Genomic DNA, 7,520 nt, shown 5'->3' on the forward strand with positions numbered 1-7,520 from the left:
GGCGCCAGCTACCGGCTGCGCGGACGCGGGATCGACAGTCTCCCGAGCATCAAAACCCAAGACACGGCAGACTGAACACGACGAATCAGTGGCCTACTTTTCGACCGTCACATCGGCCTACTTTTCAGACGTCGTCGACACGGTCTACGTTGTGCGCCACGGGCAGACCTGGCTCAACAGGGAGGGGCTCGCCCAAGGCTGGAGCGATTCCCCATTGACCGTGTCCTGGGCACCCACCGCGCAGACGATCGGCAAGAACCTGGCTGCACGAGACGGCAGGCTAACTGCCGCCTACAGCGCGGACATGGTGCGGCATTTCCAGACGGCGACCGGCATCCTTCAAGGAGCACGGTCGTCACTGACGGTCACTCGTGACGAGCGGCTCCGAGAGGTCGCCTTCGGCGGGTTCGAGGGCTCGCCGGGCACGACTATGTGGGATGCCGCGGCCGGCGCACTCGGGTACTCCAGCATGGGAGCCGCCCTCGCGGCGGGAGCGTCGATCTTCCAGCTCGTGGATGCCATCCCGAGCGTGAACCCGTACCCGGCCGACACTGTCGCGGAGAAATCGGCTCCCGTCGCCGCCCGCATGCTTGCGGCCCTGGAAGACATCGTGTCGTCGGCGGCGCACGGCCCGAACGCGAAGATCCTCGTCGTCTCGAGCGGTCTCTCGATCAGCTGCCTTCTGAGCTTTTGGGGACAGGCGGACAGGCTGCCTCCGACCGGTCTCGGCAACGGCGCCGTGAACCAGCTGACCTACTCGCGAGGATCCTGGACCGTCGACACGGTCAACGACCTGAGCTACACGAGCTGAGGTCGTTCAGAGACGGCCGAGCCGGGCGAGGATCTCGAAGCGGTCGGGAACGCCCCAGTGCTCGACGATCTTTCCGTCGATCACTCGCGCCACATCGAAGACCGTGAAGGTGACCGGCTTGCCGGTCGGTGGCCCGAAGAACGGACCCGAGTTGGTTCCGGCGCCGTGTGCACGAACCCACACGGTGTCCCCTCTCTCCAGCGAGTCCTCGACGGTGAAAACGAGGTCGGGGAATGCGGCGTGCACATCCGAAATCCCCTTCTTGATCTTCGCGATCGCCTCCTGCCCTTCGCCGGACAGGCCGAACTGATGCTCGACGACATCCGGGGCACACAGCTCGTCGACGATGCCCGTGTTCCCCGCGCTGAAGCCTTCATGAAGCATCCGCTCGATCACCCTGACCGCTGGCGCGGTCGCTGCCGTCGCATCCATGATCCTTCTCCTTTGCAGATTTAGTGCATTCGATGCAGTATTACTGCACTCACTGCACGGCTAGTATCAGCCCTGTGGTGGCGGAGGTCAAGAAGCAGATTTCCTCGTATCGGCGCGAGCAGGCCGAGGCGACTAAGGCTCGTATCGCGGAGGCCGCCCGGAGCCTCTTCGCGCGCGACGGCTACAGCGCAACGAGCATGGATGCGATCGCCCGGCAGGCGGGCGTGGGAAACCGCACCGTGTATGCGGCGTTCGGCGCGAAGCGGGAGATCCTCAATGCGATCTGTGAGGAGTGGCTGCGCCGCGCGGGCGCCCGTCCGCTCGCGGAACAGGTCCTCGGCGCGTCCGACCCGGGAGCCAGGCTGCGCGGCGCGGCACATTGGCTGACGGTTCTCTACGCGACCGACTTCGACGTGGTGCGCATCCTCGATTCCGCGATCGACGAAGACCAGGAGACGCGGGAGCTCCTGCGCGGCAAACTTCGAGGACGCAACCGGGTGATGGACTCGCTCATCGCCTCGGTGGAGCCGGACCTCACCGTGCCCGTGGCGGACGCCCAGGCCACTTTCCGCGCGCTCGCCGCCTCCGGCGTGTACGGAGAGCTGGTCGTCGAATCAGGATGGTCGCCTCAACGTTTCGAGAGCTGGCTGGCCGACACGCTCGTGAGTCAGCTGACGGATGGGAAGCTCAAACGCGCAGAGTGAACCCACGACGCAACGCGCGTCGTGCGGCGTGGAGTCAGAGCGTCTCCCCCTGCGATTGCGGCTCGACTCGCGTAATAGCGGCGTAGTCGGGCTGGAATCCGTGCGCGATGCTCCAGAGCACAGCTTGCGTGCGGCTGTCGACATTGATCCGCCGGTAACAGCTGCGAATGTATGTCTTGACCGAGTTGATCGATAGATGTGCGAGGTCGGCGATCTCCGTGTTCGTGAAGCCCTGCGCGATCAAGGCAAGAACCTCGGCCTCGCGCTGCGTGAGGCCTTCCTGCCGACCGGGCCAGTCCCCCGCTGAGTGCGTGGCTCGACCTGCGGCGTCATAGACACGGCCGTCCCCTCGACTGATCTCTTCGAGCGCTGTGACCAGCGGACCCGCAGGCAGGTTCTTGGAGATGTAGCCCTGCGCTCCGTTCGCCAGCGCGCCCGCCACGAGGGTGGGATCCATGTTCCAGGAGTAGACCACGGCTTTGCCCACCATCGGGTTGGCCGCCAGATCCCGCAACTTCTCCCGGTCACCCTGCGGCGCCGCGAAGGTGTCGTAGAGCGCGAGATCCACAGGCGAGCTCACGCGGTGCTGCAGATCCAGCTCCACGACTCGCACCCGGGCTTGGTACGGGCTCAACATCGAGGCGAGTCCACGGACGACCACCTCGTAGTCGTTGATGAGCGCAAGCGTGAGCGACATGCGATCAGGCTACAGATCAGAGTTCCACCCCTAGGGGTGGTTTTTCCATCCCGAGGCATCCGTACCGTTGACGGTGGCGCCCAGACCCGGCGTCGCAGAGGAAACCATGATCGACGATGTTGCCGGTAACCCGAGGCGTCCACTCAAAACCCTTTCCATCCGCGAGCTCGTTCTCGAGCTCGGCAATATCGAAGAGCTGGTGGTGAGACGGGCCGACACGGCCGGGGATACGTACGCGGCCCGTTTCATCACCCAGCGCGAGCAACTGATCATCGCGGAACTGCGCAGCCGGGCCGCGTGTCTCCATCCGTGCGGACGGGACAACGCTCCTGTCGGCGCCGACGAGGAAGCCGGCGAATGGGTGTCCTGATCTACGGACCTCAGGAGATCGAGTTCGACGACCGCCTCCTGACTCACCTCGAGTTCGTGATCGTCAACAAATTCAGGCGTCGGGAATCGTTCCTCATGTCGTGGCTCGAGAAGACCCACAGCAACACCAGCCGGCAGTCGATCTGGATGAATCCCAGCTCACCGGTGTACTTCAAGTACACCGGTTCCCGAGTGCCGTCGTTGAACCGTGAGTGGGTCGCACTGCTGCAAGGCGAAGCCAACGGGTCGAGAGGGCTGATCGTGCGCAACGAGGACGGCACGCCGGCGAGCACGAGCAGGAAGCTTTAGCGCACACCGCACGTCTAGCTGGGAGGTGCGGTTCGTACGTGCCGCCCATGTGGGCGCGGAGCGTCGACGACCGTCGGGTCGGAGGTCGGATCCGCACCGTCGCCGGCGGTGTCCGGCCGTTGCGCCGGGTCCGAGGTCTGCACCGCGTCGTCGGCCGCGATGTCCGACCGGTCCGTCGGGTCGGCGTCGCCGGTTTCTTCCGCTGACCCGTAGTAGTCGTAGAGTCGACGTTCGTCCTCGTGTCCGAGAGGGCCATCCGAGTCGACGCGCGGCGCATCCTTGACGAAGTTCTTCGCGTACGGCACGCGGACGGTCTCACCCTCGGCATCCGCGCCGTCGAGGGGCACGAAGATCTTCGACGTGCCGAAGAAACCGGTCTTCACGGTGATCCAGTTCGGCTGTCCCGAGGCGGGATCGACGAAGAGGTCGCCGACGGTTCCGATCTTCTCGCCGGCCTCATCGACGACGGTGCCGCCGACGAGCGCTGCCGAGTTGTTGGCTCCGATCATGTGATCCGCCCCCTGAATGCTTCGAGTATTTAAAGGACTTGATGCTCCGTGGATCAGCGGCCGAGGCCGACCGCGTCGACCCTCCGGTGATACCGCATGCCCGCCAGTCCACCCAGCAGAGCCCCGATCAGGCTCACGATGGCCACGGCGATCGCCGTGACGATACCGGCGACCGTGAGCTCACCCTCACCCAGCGGTATGCGCGGAAAGCTGTTGAGACTGCCGAGGATGTCGAACCGCGCTCCCGCGATCGCCGTGACGATGGCGACGATCACGGCGATGATGACGGCCCAGAGCCACACGGCCAGGCCCTGCTTCAGCCCATCGAAGCGCGCCATGCGGCCGGCGACGTAACCGCCGCAGAAGTACGCGACGAAGAGCACGATGATCAATGCGATGATGCCGGCGATGCCGATCGTGTTCGCATTGGCACCGGCGACGTTCGCGGCCTTTGACGGAGAGCCGTTGGCAGCCAGACCGACCGCCGCACCAGCGGCGGCGACCAGCGCCGTCAAGATCACGGCCGTCCCCGTTGCCGTCAGCCAGCCGAAGAACGCTGACCAGAATCTCATTCCGCCGAAGTGTTCCCTCTCGCGTTCGACGACGTCGTGCCGCAACGTCGCGTCGGCGTCCACGGGGACGGCCGCCTGCGTCTCATCGGGCTCAAAGAGCGGCTCACCCGGACGTCGTTCCGGGGTCGACGGTTCTTCCGCGTTCGTCATCGAATACTCCTTCGGTGCCTCACAGCGTCTCCAGGCATCCGTAACGACTTCTGCCAGGATTCAGGCGTCCACCATAGGCGCCCGCTGGTCCTCGCGGAGGTGGTTGACATCCTGCGATCTGCGCGATGTCGATCCAGAAGCAGAGCCGCGACCGTCACGTCAACGGGTGATCTTCTCTCCGTCTGCTCGGCACACTGGGAAGCGGAAGCGGTGGGCCGACGGCCGTGTAGAGAATCGGCCCTCTAGGGGTGGAGGCCGGTTGGCCCACCGCTTCCGCGGAACTCGGCGACCCGTGCGGACTCGTCATTGCGCCCGAGTGGTGAACAATCTTTCTGTGGCCGATTCGGGAAGTTCACGTCGCCGGTGAGCGACGAGAAGGGCCGGCGGCAGGCTCCTCGTCTGTGGCCGTTGTATCTGGCAGGGTTCGTGACCGCGTTCGGCGCGAACGGCATCGCTGCTGCCGTCGGCGGGGAACATGAGCGGCTCGGCCTCACCCTCGGGTGGCTCGGCATCTTCCTGGCGCTGTACGACGTCGCGGAGTTGATCCTGAAACCGGTGTTCGGTGCGCTATCGGATCGGATCGGTCCGAAACCGGTGATTCTCGGTGGACTGGTGCTGTTCCTTATCGCTTCGGTTGCCGGCGTGTTCGCGACCGGGCCGACGTGGCTGGGGTTGGTGCGGCTGGCGCAGGGCGCAGGTGCGTCGGCATTCTCTCCGGCGTCCTCGGCCGCCGTGGCTCGATTGGCCACGCCCGGTACTCGCGGTCGCTACTTCGGCCGGTACGGTTCGTGGAAGTCGCTCGGCTACGCCGGCGGCCCCGTGGCAGGGGCCGTGATCGTCGCGTTCGCGGGCACCGGATGGCTGTTCGGACTGTTGAGCGTGATGGCGGCAGTGACCGCAGCGGCGGTCTGGATCGTGGTGGCTCCGATCCATCCATTGCCGAGAGAGCGCGCCACCATTGCCGCGCTGGCGAGGTCGGTGACCAGGCCCGGATTCCTGATCCCGGTCGCGGTACTCGCTGTCGGCAGCGCGGCCATCGGGTCGTTGACGGGGATGCTGCCTGCCTTGGCGACCGGCCTGGGCATCCCCCTCGTAGTCTCCGCTGTCGCGGTCGCGGTGATCGCGGTGACGTCCTCGATCCTGCAGCCCTTCGTCGGTCGGGCGCATGATTCCGACAGACTCCGAGTGCGCATGGCGTGCGGTCTTGGCACGATCATCGTCGCGGCGGGATGCGGCGTTCTTGCCTTGTTCCCGAGCGCGCCGGCCCTGTTCGTCGCGGCTGTTCTGGTGGGAACCGGCGTGGCTCTGCTCACGCCGGTGGCCTTCAGCCACCTGGCATCGACCACCCCGGAAGCGCGGCTCGGCCGAACGATGGGATCGGCGGAGTTGGGACGAGAAGCCGGCGACGCGGCCGGCCCGTTGATCGTCGGCGGCGTCGGTGCGGCTGCCGGCTTGCCGGCCGGCTTCGGCGTGTTCGCGCTGATCGCAGCCCTCGTCGCGTTCAGCGCCGCAACGGGGCTGCGTCAGAAGGGCGATACCGCTACACCGACAGAGGGCTAGCGGTCGGCAGTTGCGTCACCGCGCCTCCCGAACCCGCTACGGTAGGTGCTTTCGTGCCATGACCGAGCAATGAGGAGGACCACTGCGTGGCCGCTCTTTCGCTCCCGGTTCTGATCCTGTTGGCGCTGTTCGGCCTCGTCGGAGGCGTGGGCATCACAGCGATCGGACCGGGCGGCGTACTCCCCACAGTCGGCCTCTTCGCGTTCACCGGACTCAGCCCGGCGCAAGTCGCGGGAACGGCGATCGTCACCCACGTCGCCACCGGCGTCCTCGGCACTGCGGCCTACGTACGGTCTGGTCAGCTGCGCACCCGACAGACCAGACGGCTCGCGATCATCCTCGCCGCCGCTGCCGCTGTCGGCACGCCTGTCGGCGTCCTGTTGAACCGGATCGCTCCGAAGTCGGTGTTCGGCGTGCTGCTCGGGCTGCTCCTGGTGGCCGTGGCAGTGCTGCTCCTCGTCAGGGACGCCATCCGTTCGAGCGGCGACCGGTCACGCCCTGGGGCGCTGCTCGCTGCGATCCTCGGGTTCGGCGTCGCGCTCGTGGCCGGGCTGGTCGGCATCGGCGGTCCCATGCTCGCCGTGCCGATCCTCGTCTCCATCGGCGTACCGGTCCTCGAAGCACTGGCGGCGGCGCAGCTGCAGTCGATCATCGTGGCCGGAGTCGGCACGATCGGCTACGCTGCGGCAGGCAGCATCGACTGGCCACTGGCTCTGTTGGTCGGCATTCCCGAGTTGGCCGGCGTTCTCATCGGCTGGAAGCTCGCGCGAGCACTCCCTCCTCGGGTGCTCAAGTACCTCATGATCGCCGCGCTCCTCATCCTCGCGCCATACGTCGTGTGGCAAGGCTTCGCCTGAGCCGCCATGCTGGCATCTCGGATGCGCATTTGGTCGCGCTCGTCAAGTCGGGCGCACCCCGTTGACATTGCCATGCATGGGCACGTATTACGTGAATCACAGGTTCTTCGAAAGCAGCCGATTCCGGCGGTGTGAACAGTTCGCCCTTTCATCGACATCCGCCCGTCGTTGAAGGATCCGGCGTCACGCCCCCGCTATCGGCAACGTGTGGAACCCGTGCAGTTTCGGATCTCCTGAAGTTGGCGGCGATGAGGAGGCCATCATGTCGCAAAGTGATCTCATCGGCGATGGTTCACGTGAGGTGCGCGTGCGGCTGTGCATCGACGCGGATCGGATCGACACCGTAACGCTGAAGGTGGTGCCTCGAACCTGCGAACTGGACGAGATCAAGGTGGGCTGCCAGCTCCTCGGCTACATCGAGCGGGTCGGACACGTGTTCGTGGCTTTGACCGGAGAGCGCCTCGACCGCGCCGAAGAGTGCGGTCAGTCACTCCTCTGGGACCTCGCCGCGGCCGCGCTCGTGCGACAGGCGAGGCTGAACGTCACGTCT

10 protein-coding genes and 1 pseudogene are annotated in these 7,520 nt (G+C 66.0%); 7 read left to right on the forward strand and 4 right to left on the reverse strand.

What is annotated here, in order from left to right:
* Nucleotides 1-151 precede the first annotated feature (151 nt).
* Nucleotides 152-811 carry a histidine phosphatase family protein gene (locus ACTHNC_RS15385; protein ID WP_440295506.1) on the forward strand — a complete coding sequence of 220 codons (660 nt, stop codon included), beginning with the start codon at nucleotides 152-154 and terminating at the stop codon, nucleotides 809-811.
* 6 nt (nucleotides 812-817) lie between these two features.
* Here the strand turns inward: ACTHNC_RS15385 and ACTHNC_RS15390 are convergent, their stop codons facing one another.
* A complete protein-coding gene (locus tag ACTHNC_RS15390) occupies nucleotides 818-1,243 on the reverse strand; it encodes an ester cyclase (RefSeq protein WP_440295497.1) in 426 nt (141 codons plus the stop codon).
* A gap of 74 nt (nucleotides 1,244-1,317) precedes the next feature.
* Between ACTHNC_RS15390 and ACTHNC_RS15395 the strand changes: the two genes are divergently transcribed.
* Nucleotides 1,318-1,947 (forward strand): TetR/AcrR family transcriptional regulator, encoded by a 630-nt coding sequence (locus tag ACTHNC_RS15395; RefSeq protein WP_440295498.1) that lies wholly within the window; start codon nucleotides 1,318-1,320, stop codon nucleotides 1,945-1,947.
* 34 nt (nucleotides 1,948-1,981) lie between these two features.
* Here the strand turns inward: ACTHNC_RS15395 and ACTHNC_RS15400 are convergent, their stop codons facing one another.
* Entirely contained in the window at nucleotides 1,982-2,644 is a 663-nt protein-coding gene (locus tag ACTHNC_RS15400) for a response regulator transcription factor (protein ID WP_440295499.1), read from the reverse strand.
* Between the two features lie 106 nt (nucleotides 2,645-2,750).
* Between ACTHNC_RS15400 and ACTHNC_RS15405 the strand changes: the two genes are divergently transcribed.
* Nucleotides 2,751-3,014 (forward strand): hypothetical protein, encoded by a 264-nt coding sequence (locus tag ACTHNC_RS15405; protein ID WP_440295500.1) that lies wholly within the window; start codon nucleotides 2,751-2,753, stop codon nucleotides 3,012-3,014.
* On the forward strand, nucleotides 3,002-3,322 hold the full coding sequence (locus tag ACTHNC_RS15410) for a DUF7882 family protein (RefSeq protein ID WP_440295501.1): 321 nt from the start codon (nucleotides 3,002-3,004) through the stop codon (nucleotides 3,320-3,322). The genes ACTHNC_RS15405 and ACTHNC_RS15410 overlap by 13 nt, the downstream gene beginning before the upstream one ends.
* A gap of 14 nt (nucleotides 3,323-3,336) precedes the next feature.
* On the opposite strand, the gene ACTHNC_RS15415 is transcribed toward ACTHNC_RS15410, so the two are convergent.
* Together ACTHNC_RS15415 and ACTHNC_RS15420 are read right to left on the reverse strand one after the other, a co-directional pair.
* On the reverse strand, nucleotides 3,337-3,831 hold the full coding sequence (locus ACTHNC_RS15415; protein WP_440295502.1) for a PRC-barrel domain-containing protein: 495 nt from the start codon (nucleotides 3,829-3,831) through the stop codon (nucleotides 3,337-3,339).
* 53 nt (nucleotides 3,832-3,884) lie between these two features.
* On the reverse strand, nucleotides 3,885-4,553 hold the full coding sequence (locus tag ACTHNC_RS15420; protein ID WP_440295503.1) for a hypothetical protein: 669 nt from the start codon (nucleotides 4,551-4,553) through the stop codon (nucleotides 3,885-3,887).
* A 363-nt stretch (nucleotides 4,554-4,916) separates the two neighbouring features.
* On the opposite strand from ACTHNC_RS15420, the gene ACTHNC_RS15425 reads away from it, so the two are divergent.
* The 3 genes and pseudogenes from ACTHNC_RS15425 to ACTHNC_RS15435 form a co-directional block, all read left to right on the forward strand.
* Nucleotides 4,917-6,113 (forward strand): MFS transporter, encoded by a 1,197-nt coding sequence (locus ACTHNC_RS15425; protein ID WP_440295504.1) that lies wholly within the window; start codon nucleotides 4,917-4,919, stop codon nucleotides 6,111-6,113.
* Nucleotides 6,114-6,199: 86 nt separating this feature from the next.
* Entirely contained in the window at nucleotides 6,200-6,970 is a 771-nt protein-coding gene (locus ACTHNC_RS15430) for a sulfite exporter TauE/SafE family protein (protein WP_440295505.1), read from the forward strand.
* A gap of 262 nt (nucleotides 6,971-7,232) precedes the next feature.
* Nucleotides 7,233-7,520 (forward strand): annotated as a pseudogene (locus ACTHNC_RS15435) (hypothetical protein); the annotation flags it as partial.

The sequence above is a fragment of the Humibacter sp. genome, from assembly GCF_051954055.1.
GTDB lineage: Bacteria > Actinomycetota > Actinomycetes > Actinomycetales > Microbacteriaceae > Humibacter.

Coding starts and splice junctions, on each gene's coding strand:
- ACTHNC_RS15390 (WP_440295497.1), bottom strand. CDS start 1,243: ATGGATGCGACGGCAGCGACCGCGCCAGCGGTCAGGGTGATCGAGCGG.
- ACTHNC_RS15400 (WP_440295499.1), bottom strand. CDS start 2,644: ATGTCGCTCACGCTTGCGCTCATCAACGACTACGAGGTGGTCGTCCGT.
- ACTHNC_RS15405 (WP_440295500.1), top strand. CDS start 2,751: ATGATCGACGATGTTGCCGGTAACCCGAGGCGTCCACTCAAAACCCTT.
- ACTHNC_RS15410 (WP_440295501.1), top strand. CDS start 3,002: ATGGGTGTCCTGATCTACGGACCTCAGGAGATCGAGTTCGACGACCGC.
- ACTHNC_RS15415 (WP_440295502.1), bottom strand. CDS start 3,831: ATGATCGGAGCCAACAACTCGGCAGCGCTCGTCGGCGGCACCGTCGTC.
- ACTHNC_RS15420 (WP_440295503.1), bottom strand. CDS start 4,553: ATGACGAACGCGGAAGAACCGTCGACCCCGGAACGACGTCCGGGTGAG.